Annotated in this window: 15 protein-coding genes; 14 read left to right on the top strand and 1 reads right to left on the bottom strand. The window is 31.9% G+C overall.

What is annotated here, in order from left to right:
- The first annotated feature begins 6 nt into the window (after nt 1-6).
- The 14 genes from cmk (at nt 7) to BUB32_RS03950 (ending at nt 14,257) form a co-directional block, all read left to right on the top strand.
- A complete protein-coding gene (gene cmk, locus BUB32_RS04015) occupies nt 7-672 on the top strand; it encodes a (d)CMP kinase (RefSeq protein ID WP_072967667.1) in 666 nt (221 codons plus the stop codon).
- Nucleotides 673-674: 2 nt separating this feature from the next.
- Nucleotides 675-1,253, top strand: coding sequence for a lysophospholipid acyltransferase family protein (locus tag BUB32_RS04010; RefSeq protein WP_072967665.1), 579 nt, complete (start codon nt 675-677; stop codon nt 1,251-1,253).
- 10 nt (nt 1,254-1,263) lie between these two features.
- Nucleotides 1,264-2,130: a 4-hydroxy-3-methylbut-2-enyl diphosphate reductase gene (locus tag BUB32_RS04005; RefSeq protein WP_072967663.1), complete on the top strand. Its 867-nt coding sequence runs from the start codon at nt 1,264-1,266 to the stop codon at nt 2,128-2,130.
- Nucleotides 2,117-3,217, top strand: coding sequence for a 30S ribosomal protein S1 (locus tag BUB32_RS04000; RefSeq protein ID WP_084726977.1), 1,101 nt, complete (start codon nt 2,117-2,119; stop codon nt 3,215-3,217). The genes BUB32_RS04005 and BUB32_RS04000 overlap by 14 nt, the downstream gene beginning before the upstream one ends.
- 96 nt (nt 3,218-3,313) lie before the next feature.
- Complete coding sequence (gene speD, locus BUB32_RS03995) at nt 3,314-3,688, top strand: adenosylmethionine decarboxylase (RefSeq protein ID WP_003866794.1); 375 nt, start codon at nt 3,314-3,316, stop codon at nt 3,686-3,688.
- An 85-nt stretch (nt 3,689-3,773) separates the two neighbouring features.
- Nucleotides 3,774-4,553: a CheR family methyltransferase gene (locus tag BUB32_RS03990; protein ID WP_072967660.1), complete on the top strand. Its 780-nt coding sequence runs from the start codon at nt 3,774-3,776 to the stop codon at nt 4,551-4,553.
- Between the two features lie 17 nt (nt 4,554-4,570).
- Nucleotides 4,571-5,986 carry a tRNA (N6-isopentenyl adenosine(37)-C2)-methylthiotransferase MiaB gene (miaB, locus tag BUB32_RS03985; protein WP_072967659.1) on the top strand — a complete coding sequence of 472 codons (1,416 nt, stop codon included), beginning with the start codon at nt 4,571-4,573 and terminating at the stop codon, nt 5,984-5,986.
- 63 nt (nt 5,987-6,049) lie between these two features.
- Complete coding sequence (mutS, locus tag BUB32_RS03980; RefSeq protein ID WP_072967657.1) at nt 6,050-8,653, top strand: DNA mismatch repair protein MutS; 2,604 nt, start codon at nt 6,050-6,052, stop codon at nt 8,651-8,653.
- On the top strand, nt 8,650-10,494 hold the full coding sequence (mutL, locus tag BUB32_RS03975; RefSeq protein ID WP_072967655.1) for a DNA mismatch repair endonuclease MutL: 1,845 nt from the start codon (nt 8,650-8,652) through the stop codon (nt 10,492-10,494). The genes mutS and mutL overlap by 4 nt, the downstream gene beginning before the upstream one ends.
- Nucleotides 10,495-10,509: 15 nt before the next feature.
- Nucleotides 10,510-11,457: a tRNA (adenosine(37)-N6)-dimethylallyltransferase MiaA gene (miaA, locus tag BUB32_RS03970; RefSeq protein ID WP_042833027.1), complete on the top strand. Its 948-nt coding sequence runs from the start codon at nt 10,510-10,512 to the stop codon at nt 11,455-11,457.
- Between the two features lie 42 nt (nt 11,458-11,499).
- Entirely contained in the window at nt 11,500-11,760 is a 261-nt protein-coding gene (gene hfq / locus BUB32_RS03965; RefSeq protein WP_042833028.1) for an RNA chaperone Hfq, read from the top strand.
- Nucleotides 11,761-11,830: 70 nt separating this feature from the next.
- Nucleotides 11,831-12,625, top strand: a complete 795-nt coding sequence (gene proC, locus BUB32_RS03960; RefSeq protein WP_072967653.1) for a pyrroline-5-carboxylate reductase — start codon at nt 11,831-11,833, stop codon at nt 12,623-12,625.
- Nucleotides 12,626-12,627: 2 nt separating this feature from the next.
- On the top strand, nt 12,628-13,086 hold the full coding sequence (rnhA, locus tag BUB32_RS03955) for a ribonuclease HI (protein ID WP_072967652.1): 459 nt from the start codon (nt 12,628-12,630) through the stop codon (nt 13,084-13,086).
- A 184-nt stretch (nt 13,087-13,270) separates the two neighbouring features.
- Complete coding sequence (locus tag BUB32_RS03950; RefSeq protein WP_072967650.1) at nt 13,271-14,257, top strand: tyrosine recombinase XerC; 987 nt, start codon at nt 13,271-13,273, stop codon at nt 14,255-14,257.
- Between the two features lie 44 nt (nt 14,258-14,301).
- Here the strand turns inward: BUB32_RS03950 and BUB32_RS03945 are convergent, their stop codons facing one another.
- Entirely contained in the window at nt 14,302-15,570 is a 1,269-nt protein-coding gene (locus BUB32_RS03945; protein ID WP_072967649.1) for a methionine gamma-lyase family protein, read from the bottom strand.
- Nucleotides 15,571-15,573: the final 3 nt, after the last annotated feature.

Here is a 15,573-nt window from a genome sequence, read left to right as displayed (position 1 = left end):
ATGGTATTGACTGTAAAAATAGCAATAGATGGGCCGGCGGGAGCCGGCAAGAGCACTGTTGCAAAAAAATTAGCTAAGCTTTTAAATTATACCTATATCGATACAGGTGCTATGTATAGAGCCATTACATATAAGACCATACAACAGGGGATAAATCTTACTGAAGAAAACAAAATAGCTGATATTGTGCAAAGTGCTGATATCATCTTAGAAGGAGAAAAAATTTTTTTAGATGGAAAAGATATTTCTGAAGAAATAAGAAAACCAGAGGTTTCTGAAAAAGTATCATTGGTATCTAAAATACCTAAAGTGAGAGAAATTTTAGTGCAAAAACAAAGGAAAATTGCTGAAGGCAAAAATGTAGTAATGGATGGAAGAGACATAGGAACGGTTGTGCTGCCTGATGCACAGTTTAAATTTTATTTGACCGCTTCTTTAGAAGAAAGAGCAAAACGGCGATATAGCGAGTTTAAAACTAAAAATGTAAATGTGAGTTATTATGAGGTGTTAAAAGAAATAGAAAATCGTGACACTATAGATTCACAGAGAGATACATCTCCTCTAAAAATTGCTGAAGATTCTATTGTCATTGATACTACATATCTTTCAGAAGAGGAAGTTTTAGAAAAACTGTATAATATCATAAAGGAAGGATTAAAAGGGGAAATTTAAGTATGTTTTATTATATTGCTAAAGTTATAGTATTAGTAATTATAAAAGTGATATTTAGAATAGAAGTAAGAGGACTTGAAAATATTCCCAAAAAAGGCCCAGTAATCATATGCCCTAACCATATAAGTCTTTTAGATCCTCCTGTCATAGGAGCACTTTTAAACAGGCGAATATATTTTATGGCAAAAGAGGAACTTTTTAAAAATCCTTTTTTAAAGCTTCTCTTAGGGACAGGCTTAGGAGCTTTTCCTGTCAAAAGAGGTACAGCTGATTTATCAGCTATCAAGACTGCTTTATCTTACTTAAAAAAAGGAAGAGCAATTGGAATTTTCCCTGAAGGTACAAGAAGTAAAACTGGTCAGCTTCAAAAGGCTGAGCCAGGAGTTGCTATGTTAGCAATTAAAGGAAATGCTCCTGTAGTACCTATAGGAATTAAAGGGAAATATCGCCTTTTTTCTAAGATTATTATAAATATCGGTAAACCAATAACTTTTGAAAAATATGCTAATTTTAAACTTTCCTCTGAGAGACTTTCTGCTATTGGAGAGGAAATAATGCAAGAAATTGCAAAATTGCTGTAGGAGGTAAAGAATGAAAATATTGATTGCTGAGTATGCAGGTTTCTGCTTTGGAGTAAAAAGAGCTATTGAAACTGCATATCAGGAAATTGAAAAAGGTGATGGAAAAAAAATATATACTCTAGGTGAAATTATTCATAATCCACAAGTTATATCGGACTTATCGAAAAAAGGGGTTAATGTTATTGAAGAAGAAGAGCTGGATAAATTAACTGAGGGCGATAAATTAATTATCCGAAGTCATGGGGTGTCTAAAAAATTATACGATTTTCTCGCTAAAAAAGGAATTGAAGTCATAGATGTTACCTGCCCATTTGTAAAAAAGGTCCAAAATATAGTTTATGAGTACTACCACAAGGGCTACTCTATTATCATTGTAGGAGATAGAAATCATCCAGAAGTAATAGGAGTAAACGGATGGTGTGATGACACTGCTTATGTGGTAAATTCAATTGAAGAAGCTTATGAATTACCTCAATTAGAAAAGGCATGTGCAGTTGCTCAAACTACTCTCATTGAAAAGCATTGGAAAGATATTTTAGAAGTAATAAAGCTAAAAGTTAAAGACCTTATTTTTTTTAATACTATATGTGATGCTACACAAAAAAGACAAGATGCTGCTGATGAGCTTTCAAAAAAGGTAGATGTAATGTTTGTAATTGGAGGGAAACATAGCTCTAATACTCAAAAACTAAAAAAGATATGTGAAAAAAATTGTAAAAACACTTTTCATATAGAAGATGCAGAGGAATTGACTCTTGAAATGGTAAAAGACCATGAGATTATAGGAGTAACAGCAGGAGCTTCAACCCCCGATTATGTGATAGAGGACGTGATAGAGAAAATTAGATTCTTAAAAGGGGAAGATGGGAATGAATGATTTTTTAGAAGGTTATACTTTTAAGACGTTGCGACCTGGAGAGATTGTCAGGGGAAAAGTGATAAAAGTTTCTGATGAGGGGATTATTGCAAATATTGGCTATAAATCAGATGCTTTTGTGCCTAAAAATGAACTTTCTTTAAATCCTAATTTTGATGTAAAAAAGACCTTCAATGTTGAGGATGAGTTAGATTTATATATAATAAGTGTGGAAAATGATGAAGGAAATGTATTAGCCTCTAAAGTTATGGCTGATGATAAGCTGAGCAGAGAAAAAATTGAAAAAGCCTATAAAAATAAAGAGATAATTGAAGGAGAAGTTATTGAGGTTGTAAAAGGCGGAGTGATTGCCTACTCACTAGGAGCTAAGGTTTTTGTTCCTGCTTCTCAACTGGAATTACATTATGTCGACAAATTAAATGAATATTTAGGTAAAACTTTACGGCTTCGAATAATTGAGTATATTCCTGGCAAGAAGATTGTTGGATCGCAAAAAGAAGTAATGAAACTAGAAAGAGAAAAGGCTAAAAAAGCGCTTTTATCAAATTTGAAAGAAGGAGATATAGTAGAAGGAAAAGTAAAAAACATAATAGATAAGGGAGCTTTTGTAGACATAGGAGGTTTTGATGGTTTTATCCCTCTAAGTGAAATTAGCTGGGAAAGAATTAAAAATCCGCGAGAAGTATTGGAAATTGGAGATAAAGTCTCGGTTTATATATTAAATGTAGATGAAAAAAATGAAAAAATTACTTTGAGCCTGAGAAGAGTGTTGCCAGATCCGTGGGAGAATGCAGAAGCAAAATATCACGAAGGAGACGTGCTAAAGGGAACTATCACTAACATTACGCCTTTTGGGGTATTTGTGCAGCTAGAAGCAGGAATAGAAGGATTGGTTCATAAAAATAATTTAGAAAATAATATCAAAGCATATAAAATGAATGATATTATAGGAGTAGAAATATTGAACATAAATCAACAAGACAAAAAAATAAATCTTAAAGAAGTGCCTCTGGAAGAAGATATTGTAGAAATAGAGCATCAAGAGCTTAGAATCACCTTGGGAGAAATATTTAATAAAAATTTTTAAACTGTCATGTAAAAAACCTTGACAAAAGAAAAAAATCTGATAAAATTAAAATCATTGAATGTATACATTATTTTAGTAAAGGAGGCACGATACAAAATGAATGCTTTGGGTCGCCATATTTTGGCAGAAATTTATGGGTGCGATAGCAATATTTTAGACAACTTGGAATTAATCGAAGACATAATGGTTCAGTCTGCAATAGTGACAGGCGCAGAGATACGGGAAGTAGCTTTCCATAAATTTAATCCCCAGGGCGTAAGCGGAGTAGTGGTCATATCAGAATCTCATATAACTATCCATACTTGGCCAGAACTGGGTTATGCCGCGGTTGACGTATTTACTTGTGGTGATGATGTCAATCCGTGGGATGCCTGTAACTATATAGCGAAAATGTTAAGAGCACAAAACATGACTGCAACAGAGGTGAAACGTGGAGTCTTTGAAAAACCAGTGAAGGTGGTTAACTACTGATTAAATTCCATAGATAGTATGAAGGTTTTGATTCCTTTGTGGCTTTTAAAGCCACTTTTTTCTATAATTAGGGGTGAACATATTTATGGTAGGTTATGAGGACTTTGTTGAAAAAATACATAAATTAACTGGAATAGATTTGTCTTCATACAAAGAAAAGCAAATGAAAAGAAGATTAGAATCTTTAATCACTAGTCACAAATTTAGCTCTTATGAGGAATATTTTAATGAACTTACTGTCAATAAAACATTATATGAAGAGTTTCTAAATTATATTACTATTAATGTAACAGAATTTTTTAGAAACCCTTCACAGTGGGAAATCTTAGAGAAAGACATTTTACCTAACATTATAAAAAAAGGTTTTAGAGTGTGGAGTGCAGCTTGTTCTACTGGGGAAGAACCTTATTCTGTAGCCATGCTTTTAACGAAGTTTATAGATTTAAAAGATGTGACAATTATTGCTACAGACATAGATGGAAGAGTATTAGAAAAAGCTAAAAAAGGTATATATTCGGCTGAGACTGTTAAAAAAGTACCTCAAGAATTTTTAAAAAAATTCTTGAGAAAAATTGATGACAAAAGTTATCAGATAAGTGAAGATATTAGAAAAAGTGTACAATTTGAAAAACATGACTTGCTAAAAGATGAATATCCTAAAAATATAGATTTATTAATTTGTAGAAATGTGTTAATATATTTTAATGATACAGCTAAAGATAAAATATATAAAAAATTTTATGAGTCTTTAAATGATAGTGGTATATTTTTTGTAGGTAGCACAGAGCAAATAATATTGCCATATAGATACAATTTTGAACCAATTAAAACTTTTTTCTATAAAAAAATTATTCCACAGGGATAAAAGAGGTGGTAATAATAATGCCTACCAATGTTTATGTGACTGAAGAAGAATTAAAAAAACAAGAAAAAATAATGAAAGAAATTGCAGAAGAAAATAAGGGTAAAAACCTTTATTATCACATTGAAACTTACGGTTGCCAAATGAATGTCCATGATTCAGAAAAACTGGCAGGTATGTTAGAAGAGATGGGATATAAATATACTGAAAATCTGGAACAAGCTGATGTTTTACTTTTTAACACTTGTGCTGTAAGAGAACATGCTGAAATAAGAGTATTGGGAAGAGTATCACAAATGAAAGAATTGAAGGCTAGAAATCCTAATTTAATTATTGGTGTATCTGGTTGTATGATGCAAGAAAAAAATGTAGTAGAAGCTATTAAAGAAAAATATTCCTATATAGACATTGTTTTTGGCACTCATAATATATATAAATTTCCACAGCTTTTATGGGAGGCTTTGAACTCTCAAGATATAGTTATAGATATTATAGAAGATACAAAAAATGTAATTGAAGAGTTACCTGTCAAAAGAGACAGCAATTTAAAGGCATGGGTTAATATTATTTATGGTTGCAATAATTTTTGCACCTATTGCATAGTGCCATATACGAGAGGCAGAGAAAAGAGCAGAAAGCCAGAAGATATAATAGCAGAAGTAAAAGAATTAGCCCAAAAAGGGTATAAGGAAATCACTTTATTGGGACAAAATGTAAATTCTTACGGAAAAGACCTTGATGAAGATATAACATTTGCAAAACTACTTTATAGGCTAAATGATATTGAAGGAATTGAGAGAATAAGGTTTATGACTTCTCATCCTAAAGATATTTCCGATGAATTAATATATGCCATGAGAGATCTAGATAAAGTTTGTGAACATTTGCATTTACCTGTACAAGCTGGTAGTAACAAGATTTTAAAAAAGATGAATAGAAAATATACCAAAGAACACTATTTAGAAATTATTGACAAAGTAAGAAGTAACATTCCAGAAATTTCGATAACAACAGATATAATCGTAGGTTTTCCAGGTGAAACAGAAGAGGATTTTTTAGAGACGTTGGATTTAGTAGAAAGAGTGCGATTTGATGCTGCTTATACTTTTATTTACTCCAAAAGAGCGGGCACTGTTGCGGCAAATATGCCAGACCAAGTAGATGATGCTGTAAAACATGAGCGTTTAGAAAGACTTATAGAGCTGCAAAACAAAATCAGCTTAGAAAAAAGTGCTGAATTAAGAGGAAAAATTGTGGAAGTATTGATAGAAGGAATTAGTAAAAGAGACAGTAATAAATTGACCTCTCGAACTCGAACCAATAAAGTAGTCCACTTTGTGGGAGATAAAAGCCTTATCGGCAAACTTGCTAATGTTAAAATAACTGAAACAAAGGCTTGGACAATGCAGGGAGAATTAGTAGAAGTTATAAGATAAAACTGCGCCTATATGGGCGCTAATTTTTATGATATAATAAAGAGGAGTCGGAGGTGCAAAAAAATGGCCGTCACTCCAATGATGGAACAATACCTTAAAATAAAAGAAAAATATAAAGATGCAATACTCTTTTTCCGCCTAGGAGATTTTTATGAGATGTTTTACGAAGATGCGGAAATTGCTGCTAAAGAGCTTGAAATAGCTTTGACAGGGAGAGACGCAGGAACGGAAGAAAGAGCCCCAATGGCTGGTGTTCCTTACCATGCAGCAGACTTTTATATAGACAAGTTGATAAAAAAAGGATATAAAGTTGCTATTTGTGAGCAATTAGAAGACCCTGCAAAAGCAAAAGGATTAGTAAAAAGAGATGTAGTAAGAATATATACTCCAGGGACAATAATAAATCCTGAATCAATGGATGAAAAAACAAATAACTACCTTGTGTCTGTTTTTAAAGAAAGGGACAATTATGGAATTTGTGCTGTTGATGTAACAACGGGAGAATTATACGCTACAGAGCTTAAAAATTGTAAAGACATTAAAAAAATTTATGATGAAATAACAAAGTATGCCCCTTCAGAAATAATCGCTAATGAAAATTTTCTAAAAAATAATAAATATATAAAAATTTTCAAGAATAATAACTGTGTTGTAAATATCTGTGAAAATCAGCTTGACTATGAAGAAAAAATTAAATTAATAGAAACTCAATTTAATAAAAAATCCGAAGAATTAGGTATAAAAGATAAGCCTTATATGGCTAATTCGTTAGCGGCTCTTTTTAGCTATTTACAAGAATTACAAAAAACTGCTTTAAAGCATATAAACAAATTGCTTATATATGAAGATAACTCCTATATGGGATTAGACAGCAATGCAATAAAAAATTTAGAAATATTAGAGTCTAATAGAAACAAGTCAAAAAAAGGCTCTTTATTAGGAGTTTTAGATAAAACTGTAACTCCTATGGGAGGAAGGCTTTTAAAAAAATGGCTAGAAGAGCCTTTGCTTAACAAAGAGCATATTGATACTCGGTTGCAAGCAGTAGAAGAACTTTCTAATGATTATAAAAATCGCCAAGATTTAAAACAACTTTTAAACAAAATATACGATTTAGAAAGATTGGCCAGCAAAATTGTCTACCAGAGTATTAATCCAAAAGATTTTATTTCCATAAAGTTATCTCTGCAAAATTTGCCTTACATAAAAAAAATATTAGAAAAGTTCAATTCAAGGCTTTTGAAAGAGATATGCGAGAAATTTGATACTTTACAAGATATATACGAATTAATAGATAAGTCAATAAAAGACGACCCCTCAACTCAATTAAAAGAAGGAAACATCATAAAAGATGGATATAATGAAACAGTGGATAAGCTAAGAAAGGCTTCAACAGACGGGAAAAATTGGATCGCAAATCTTGAGGCTGAAGAAAGAGAAAAAACAGGCATTAAGAACTTGAGAATAGGTTACAACAAAGTTTTTGGCTATTATATTGAAGTTACAAAATCTAATATACCACAGGTTCCTGAAAGATTCATACGAAAACAAACTTTGGCAAATGCAGAAAGGTATGTGACACCTGAGCTTAAAGAAGTAGAAGAGACTATATTAGGAGCAGAAGAAAAATTAATTGAGCTTGAATATCAGCTTTTTAACGAAATAAGAGAAAAAGTAGAACTACAAATTGTAAGAATACAAAACACAGCAAAATATATAGCCACAATAGATGTACTCATTTCCTTTGCAGAAGTTGCGGAAACAAATAGATATATAAAACCGATAGTAGATTATAGTGACAGAATAGTCATCAAGGAAGGGAGACATCCAGTAATAGAGACTATTTCTGATGAATCTTTTGTAGCAAATGATATAGATATTGGTCCTGAAAATCCTATCATGATAATAACGGGGCCTAATATGGCTGGTAAATCTACTTACATGAGACAGGTTGCTTTAATTGTACTGATGGCGCAGATAGGCTCTTTTGTCCCTGCTTCTTACGCTAAAATTGGGATTGTAGATAAAATCTTTACAAGAGTAGGAGCATCCGACGACATCTTTGCAGGACAGAGTACCTTTATGGTGGAAATGTCTGAAGTGGCAAATATATTAAAATCTGCTACTAGTAAAAGTTTGATAATACTAGATGAGGTAGGGAGAGGTACAAGCACTTATGATGGTATGAGTATAGCTCATGCAGTTATTGAATATATTCATGAAAAGATAAAGGCTAAAACTTTGTTCGCTACTCACTATCATGAATTGACAAAACTTGAAGGCAAGATGAAGGGAGTAAGGAATTATAATGTTTCAGTAGAGGAAAGAGAAGATGACATAATATTTTTACGGAAAATAGTACCTGGTGGCGCTGATAAAAGCTATGGAATACAAGTTTCAAAATTAGCAGGACTACCTTATAGCATTGTTGAAAGAGCAAAAGAGATATTGAACAGTTTGGAAAATGATAAGGTCATAAAGCCCGAATTAGAAAATGCATCACAGCAACTTGCCTTTACTCAAATAGATATTTTTTCTACGGCAAAGGATTCGCTAATTGATGATATAGCCAATTGCGATGTGAACAACATGACTCCTATTCAAGCTCTAAATTATTTATATGAATTAAAGGAGAAGGCAATCTCCTTGAGGAGTGGAATATTATGAATAAAATTCATCTTTTAGATGAAAATACAATAAATAAAATTTCTGCAGGAGAAGTTGTTGAAAGACCTGCTTCTATAGTGAAAGAATTAATTGAAAATTCTATTGACGCTGGAAGCAAAAATATTACAGTGGAAATTTTAGAAGGTGGCATTCCTTATATAAAGGTATCTGACGACGGTTGTGGAATGAATGAAATAGACGCTATTTTAGCTTTTGAAAGGCACGCCACCAGCAAGATAAAATCTGACAATGACCTTTACAGTATAGGGACATTAGGTTTCAGAGGAGAGGCCTTAGCTAGTATTGCGGCAGTTTCCCATGTAACTTTACAGACTAAAGAAGAAGGAGCTTTATTTGGTACTAAAGTTGTTGTGGAAGGTGGAAAGGTAATAGAAAAAACTACTTGTGGTTGTGCAAAAGGAAGTAGTATTGAAGTAAGAGATGTGTTTTTTAATACGCCGGCACGAAGGAAGTTTTTGAAACGTCCTTCAACAGAAGCTATGTACATAACCGATGTTGTAACTAAATTGTGTCTTTCCCATCCTGAAGTTTCTTTTAAATATGTAAAAGACAAGAAATTGCAGTTTATAACATCAGGCAATGGAAATATAGAAGATGTAATATTAAGGCTTTTTGGAAATGAAGTCTACTCTTCTCTTATGTCAGCTTCTTTTGAAAGTGAAGATTTGAAATTAAAGATTTTAGCAGGTAAAAATTCTTTAAATTATTCAAATAGGAATATGCAATTTTTCTATGTAAATGGAAGATATGTAAAAAATAAGACCCTTACAGCTGCTATCGATGAAGCTTTTAAGACTTATATACCTGTAAACCGATATCCTGCTGTTTTTTTGTACATGGAAATAGACCCAAGGCAGATTGATGTGAATATACATCCTTCAAAATTAGAGATAAAATTTTCAGATGAAAGAAGAATTTTTGAAGCTGTTTATAAAACTATAAAGGATAGCCTTCATAAATACAACTTGATACCAGAAGTAAAAATTGAAGAAAAGAAAAATATCTTTGAAATTGAAACTCCAACTATTTTAGCTGAGCAGACAAAATTATACTTGACTTCTTCTGATAAAGAATTAGAAGAGGGAAAAAAGAAACTTGACAATGAATTTAAAGGTAAGAATGTTTTTTTAAAAGATAATGTATTAAAAGAAAATAGTAAAAATAATAGTTTAGATAACCATTTGGCAATTTATGAGGAATATGAACATGAAAAAGAAGAAGTAAATAAAAATGACCTTGCTAAAAAAATAAGTGATATAAGAATAGTGGGCACATTATTTTCTACTTATATAATCGTAGAAAAGGAAGATGTATTCTATATAATTGACCAACATGCTGCCCATGAAAGGATTTTATATGAAAAATTTACTTTCCAATATGAAAAAATTCAAACAAGGCAAGTAACATTTCCTATTGTAGTAGAGTTACAACCAGGAGATTTAGAACTTGTTAATCAAGAAAAAGAGCTTTTAAATAAATTAGGTTATGCATTTGAAGAATTTGGGAACAATTCTATAATATTAAGAGAAGTGCCTGTAATTTTAGGACATCCAGAAGCAAGGCAGTTATTTATAGATATAGTGGAAAAACTTAAAGATAAGGAACTTATAAATAAAATATCCTTAAAAGAAGAAAATATTATAATGATGGCTTGTAAAGCTGCAGTAAAAGCTATGGATAATTTATCTGAAAAAGAAATTCATAAACTTTTTGATGAATTAAAAATTACAGAAAATCCTTATACTTGTCCTCACGGAAGACCTGTTATAATCGCTATAACAAAAACTCAGTTAGAAAAGATGTTTAAAAGAATTATGTAATATAAGGGTGATGGGATGGCTATACAAATTGTACTTATTGTTGGGCCCACAGCCTCTGGCAAGTCTAAATTAGCAGTAGACGTGGCAAAAGAATTTAATGGAGAAATCATTTCTGCTGACTCTATGCAAGTTTATAAGTACATGAATGTTGGTACAGCAAAAATTACAAAGGAAGAAATGCAAGGCATCCCTCATTATTTGATAGATATTGTAGATCCAAATCAAGAGTTTAGTGTAGCAGAATATGAAAAAAGAGCGAAAGAGATTATAAAGGATATTTACAAAAGAGGGAAACTTCCTATAATTGTAGGGGGAACTGGTTTATATATCAATTCAATAATTTACATCATGCACTTTTCTGATTTTGAAGGAAGCAAAGAATTTAGAGAGAAAATGAAAGAATTAGCAAATACTTATGGCAGTCAATATCTTTATGAGAAGTTAAAAAGTGTGGACCCAGAGGCAGCAAAAAAAATACATTCAAATGATATTAGAAGAATCATCAGAGCTTTAGAAGTTTATGAATTTACAGGCAAACCTATTTCTTACTATCAAAAAATGAGTGGTATGCGTTTAAATCTAGAGTATCAGCCTATAATGATAGGGCTTAATTTCAGAGACAGACAAATTTTATACGATAGAATTAATCAAAGAGTAGATGAAATGATAAAAAATAATTTGGTTGAAGAAGTGGTAAACTTGCTAAAAATCGGGTATAATAAAGACAGTACTGCTATGCAGGCTTTAGGATATAAAGAAATTGTCGAGTATTTAAAAGGAGAGATTTCTTTAGAAGAAGCTGTTGAAAAGATTAAAAAAGGGACAAGGAGGTATGCAAAAAGACAGATCACATGGTTTAAGGGTTATGACTTTATCAAATGGTTTTTTGTAGATGACTATGAAAATTATGAAGAACTCAAGAAAAATATTATTAAATATTTAGCAGGAAAATTAAATTTTTGATAGAATATAACTAATGATACATATTAAAGAAGGGGGATAAAGATGGCAAGTTCAAAAGCAGCTATTAATTTACAGGATATCTTTTTAAATCAAGTGAGAAAAGAGCATGTACCAGTAACTATTTACTTAATCAACGGATTCCAATTAAAGGGTTTGGTGAAAGGATTTGATAATTTTACAGTGGTGTTGGAGTCAGAGAATAAACAACAACTTCTTATCTATAAGCATGCAATTTCGACAATTACACCCCAAAAGCCTGTAATCTTCTCTGGTTCTGATAAGGATGAGAAGAAAGAAGAGTAAAAACAAAAAAACAGTATTAGGGTAACTAATACTGTTTTTTTGAAATAACAAAGTAGGGGAGTTTTTCAAGATGAAGATTGGTTTTATAGGAGTCGGCAATATGGGACTTGCTCTTATAAAGGGCATATTAAAGGCAGATTTTATAGACGCTGAAGATTTAATTCTTTATGATCCAGTGAAAGAAAAAACAGCGGGATTAGAAAAAGAATTTGGTGTTATTGTTGCAAAAGACAATATTGACTTAACTGAAAAGTCAGATATTATCATTTTAGCAGTAAAACCTAATATTTACGATGCTGTATTAGAAGAAATAAAAGTAAAAGTAACTGATAAAAAAATAATAATTACTATAGCTCCGGGTATAACTATAAGTCATGTCAAAGATATTTTAAAAACAGGAAAAATAATAAGAACAATACCTAATACTCCTGCTTTAATAGGAGAAGGTGTTACTGCTATAAGTTACTCGCAAGAGATACAACAAGAGGATAAAGAAATTGTGGAGAAGATTTTTAAAACCTGTGGGGAAATTGTAGAAGTAGAAGAAAAGTTGATTGATGCTGCAATGGCTGTCTCTAGTTGTAGTCCAGCATTTGTGTACATGTTTATTGAAGCATTGGCAGATGGTGGTGTACTATTGGGATTACCAAGAGATGTTGCGTATAAATTAGCCTCAAAGGCTGTAGCTGGTGCAGGTAACATGGTATTAAAAACAGGTTTTCATCCTGGCCAATTAAAAGACATGGTAACATCTCCAGGTGGTACAACTATTGAAGGTATAAGGATTTTGGAAAAAAATGCAATGAGAAGTGCGGTAATTGAAGCAGTGGCTGCAGCATATCAAAAAACAAAAGGATTGAAGTAGAAATGTCAAATAATATCGATGCTGTTGAAATATACACAGATGGAGCTTGTAGTGGTAATCCTGGTCCAGGTGGCTGGGCAGCAGTTTTACTGTACAAAGGAACAAAAAAAGAAATATCAGGATTTGAAGAAAATACTACAAACAATAGAATGGAATTAAAAGCAGTAATAGAAGCTTTGAAAGCCTTAAAAAGGCCTTGTAAAGTTAATTTATATAGTGACAGTAGTTATGTAATAAATGCCTTTAAAGAAGGCTGGCTTGAAAAGTGGCAGAAAAACAATTGGCTAAAATCAGATAAAACTCCAGTAGAAAATCAAGAGTTATGGAAAGAGCTTTTAGAGGTTTCAAAAAGACATCAAATCAATTGGATTAAAGTAAAAGGTCATGCAGATAGTGAATACAACAATTTATGTGATAGACTGGCTACAGAGCAAATAAAAAGAAACACTAAAAAGTTATAAGAGTTTTAAGCTCAAGGAATCTTGCTAAACTAAGATTCCTTGAGCTTTTTAATAATTTTGAGCGCCAGTCTCTAAAGTAGCTTGATTTAAGTATTATATTTATGGTATTATAATATATAAGTAATTATACGAAATAGTTATTTCGTATAATTAGAATTATAAAAAATAGAAAGGAGTTTTGAAAATGTCTAATGATGAAAATACTTCTAATAATGGTTCTATTAAATATCCCCCTCTTCTTGAAGAATTTTTAAACTACTTCTCAACTGTAAAAGCCCGTTCTTATAATACTGTAAAAGCTTATGCTTATGATTTAGTTTTGTTTTTGCGCTTTTTAAAGCAAAGGCGCGGAAAAACTAGTCCCAATGTAGAATTTGATGAAATAGATATTTCTGATGTAGATGTTGATTTGATAGAATCTGTTGATTTAAACGACTTATACGCCTACCTTAACTTTGTAACTAACGAAAGGTCTAATACTCCCCCTGCTCGTGCTCGAAAAGTAGCAAGTTTAAGGTCTTTTTATAATTATCTTTACAAAAAAGCTAAAGTGCTAAGCAAAAATCCTACTCAAGAATTAGAGTCGCCAAAACTTTCTGTAAGACAGCCTATTTACCTCACCCTTGATGAGAGCAAGAAGCTTTTAAATTCTATAGATGGGCCCTTTAAAGAAAGAGATTACGCTATTATCACTTTGTTTTTAAACTGTGGGCTCAGAGTTTCTGAACTGGTGACTATAAATCTAGACGACATAAAAGATGATAAACTAACTGTTATAGGAAAAGGAAATAAACAAAGAACAGTTTATTTAAATGATGCCTGTATTAATGCAATAAATACATATTTAGAAGTAAGGCCAAAAGAAGGAGTCAAAGATAAAAAGGCTTTGTTTTTGAGCAAAAGGCTTAAACGCATAAGTGTTAAAACTGTGCAATATACCGTAAAAAAACATTTAAAAAATGCTAATTTAGAAGGAAAAAAATATTCTGCCCATAAATTGCGCCATACAGCCGCGACTTTGATGTACAGATATGGTAATGTAGATATAAGGACTTTACAAAAGCTCCTAGGGCATTCTAACGTGTCTACGACGCAAATTTATACCCATGTGGATGATTCGCAATTAAAAGAAGCTGTAAATAAAAATCCTTTATCACAAAAAGAAGATTAAAATAAAGTCCGAAAAGAAGAAATTTCTTCCTTTCGGACTTTATTTTACTTGTAAATATTATTTAAAGCAATAGCTATTGCCAATTTTACTTGAGGATAAGTAAGACCACCTTGCACGTATGCGATATAAGGTTCTCTTATAGGTGCATCTGCACTTAACTCTATAGAAGATCCTTGTATAAATCCTCCTGCTGCCATTATGACTTTATCCTGATATCCTGGCATGTCCCACGGCTCAGGAATTACATGAGAGTCTACTGGGGATCCCATTTGTATTCCCTGGATGAAAGATATCAACTCTTTAGAAGTTTTAAATTTGATAGCTTGAACTATGTCAGTTCTCTCTTCGTCATATTTTGGAGTAACTTCATAGCCTAAGTCTGACATAATTTTCGCTAAAAGAGCAGCTCCTTTTAAAGCTTGTCCTACCACTTGAGGTGCAAAAAATAACCCTTGTAAAATCAATCTATTTAAATCTAAAGAAGGACCTACCTCTTTTCCTATGCCAGGGGCATATAGCCTATAAGAAGCATTTTCAACTAATCCCTTTTTTCCTACTACATATCCACCTGTAGGAGCAATTCCCCCACCTATGTTTTTTATAAGAGAACCTGCTATAATGTCGGCTCCTACTTCTGTTGGTTCTTTTATCTCAGTAAATTCTCCATAGCAATTATCTACAAATATAATTACATCTTCTTTTACCTTTTTAATTTCACTAATTGCCTTTTCTATATCTTCTATCTTCAAAGACTTTCTATAGTCATACCCTTTTGATCGTTGAATCATCACCATTTTAGTTTTTGAGGTTATTGCTTTTTTTACACTTTCTATATCTATTTTTCCATCATTAAGGAGGGGAATTTCTTTATATATAACTCCGTATTCTTTTAAACTTCCCCTCCCCTCCCCTTTTATCCCTATTACTTCTTCTAACGTATCATAAGGCCTCCCACAAGCCGAAATTAGCTCTTCATTTGGTTTTAAATTGCCAAATAGACATAATGCTATAGCATGAGTTCCAGATACGATTTGAGGCCTTACTAAAGCGTCTTCTGCGGCAAATATTCCTGCATATATTTTTTCGATTGTCTCTCGCCCGATGTCACCATATCCATAGCCAGTTGTGCCATTAAAATGAATATCGCTTAATTTGTTCTTTTGGAAATGATATATGACCTTATACTGATTGTACTCTACAGTCTTATCAATCTTTCTAAATACAGGATAACAATCTTTTTCTGCTTTTTCTATAACTTCGATTATCTTTGAGTTTATATGGAAATTGTTCTGCAAAAATTTTTTTGTGTCCATTTT

The sequence above is a fragment of the Thermoanaerobacter uzonensis DSM 18761 genome (genome assembly GCF_900129115.1).
Lineage (GTDB): Bacteria > Bacillota > Thermoanaerobacteria > Thermoanaerobacterales > Thermoanaerobacteraceae > Thermoanaerobacter > Thermoanaerobacter uzonensis.
Note: the sequence above shows the minus strand (reverse complement) of the source record. Positions and strands in the feature narration are given on the sequence as shown.